The sequence below is a fragment of the Fusobacterium varium genome (genome assembly GCA_021531615.1).
Lineage (GTDB): Bacteria > Fusobacteriota > Fusobacteriia > Fusobacteriales > Fusobacteriaceae > Fusobacterium_A > Fusobacterium_A varium_C.
The window spans coordinates 1-1,863 of record JADYUE010000076.1 but is presented as its reverse complement, the minus strand read 5'-3'; the positions used below and the strand labels follow the sequence as shown (position 1 = coordinate 1,863).

At 29.9% G+C, this 1,863-nt stretch carries 1 protein-coding gene; it reads right to left on the bottom strand.

The window, feature by feature from the left end; all coding sequences use genetic code 11:
• Positions 1-63: 63 nt before the first annotated feature.
• On the bottom strand, positions 64-1,770 hold the full coding sequence (locus I6E31_12360; GenBank protein ID MCF2640751.1) for an ABC transporter ATP-binding protein: 1,707 nt from the start codon (positions 1,768-1,770) through the stop codon (positions 64-66).
• Between the last annotated feature and the right edge of the window lie 93 nt (positions 1,771-1,863).

Here is a 1,863-nt window from a genome sequence, read left to right as displayed (position 1 = left end):
AACTTCTTTAGAATTACTCTGATGAGTAATTACGAAGCTCCCACCTCTATAGGTGGGAGTAGTTCACAATTGACTCATATTATATAATTTATGATAGAATCCTTTATTTGCTAATAGTTCTTGATGAGTTCCTCTCTCCTCTATTCCATTATCAGTAAGAACTATTATCTCATCAGCATTTTGAATAGTAGAAAGTCTATGAGCAACAACTATTGTAGTTCTTCCTTTACATAGCTCCTCTAATGAGTTTTGAATCAATCTCTCTGTAATATTATCAAGTGCAGATGTAGCTTCATCTAATATAAGTATTGGTGGGTTTTTCAAGAAAATTCTTGCTATTGCAATTCTTTGCTTTTGTCCCCCTGAAAGTTTTACCCCTCTCTCTCCAACAAATGTATTATATCCCTCTGGCATCTCCATTATCAGATCATGAATATTAGCTTTTTTAGCTGCTATCATTACCTCTTCATCTGTGGCTTCACTATTTCCTACTAATATATTCTCTTTAATTGTTCCAGTAAATAGGAAAACATCTTGTTGAACTATCCCAATATTTTTTCTAAGAGATTCTAACTTAACATCATAGATACTTTTTCCATCTATCTTAATATCCCCAGATTTAATATTATAAAATCTTGGTATTAGATTACAAAGAGTTGTCTTACCTCCACCAGATGGTCCTACTAATGCAAGCATCTTACCTTTAGATATTTTTAATGAGATATTTTTTAAAACAGATTTATCTTCATGGTCAAAAGAAACATTTTGCAGATCTATCTCTCCTTCAACTTTTCCCATATCTATTGCATCAACTTTGTCTCCCTCTTCCTCTTCTCCTATAAGTTCCATAAATCTTTTAAATCCACTCATACCATTTTGGAATTGTTCCACAAAGGCTATCAATCTTTTTATAGGTTGAGTAAATATCTTTATATAAAGAAGATAGGCAAGAAAATCTCCAATCCCTATTTTTCCCCAATAAGTAAATAATCCTCCAAAAATAAGGACAACATAATCTAATAGATCTGTTAAAAATCCAACTCCTGCTGTATATTCAGCCATTATCTTATAAGATTTGCTCTTAGCTTCTACAAACTTTTGATTATCTTTTTCAAATCTTTCTCTCTCATTTTCATTAATAACAAAAGCTTTAGAAACTCTTATTCCAGAGATACTATTTTGTAATCTAGCATTGATATCCCCTGTTTTCTCTCTAGTCTTCATAAAAACAGCTAATAATCTTTTTCTTTGAAACATGCTATAAAGCAGTATTAAAGGTAAAAGACAAAATATTATCAATGTTAATTGAATATTTATTCTGATTAACATTGCAAATGCTCCAATTATCATAAAAAATGAGATAAATAGATCTTCTGGTCCATGATGAGCAAGTTCTGAAATATCTTGAAGATCATTTACTATTCTTGACATTATACTTCCAGTTTGATTGTTATCAAAATATCTTATTGGCAAATTTTGAAGGTGTTTATAGATATCTCTTCTCATATCTGCTTGCATTCCAACTCCAACTAAGTGTCCCCAATACTGCATAAAATATGCACATAGCATTTTTATTAAATAAATTACTAAAAGAACTCCTGCAAATATTCCAATAGCTCTTATCTCTCTATTAGGTATAGAGTTATTAGCTATCTCTCTTGTTATCATTGGATAAAATAGATCACAAAGAGCTGAAATTGTAGCTACAAATAGATCTAGAAAGAAAAGTTTTTTATATGGTTTATAATAACTTACAAATTTTTTTAGCACTTCTATTCCCCCTTTAGTTTTAATTAAATAGGGTGTATAATTTTTGGTGTTGGTACTTAAATGTATTAACACCTTTTTTACTTTTTTTCAAAA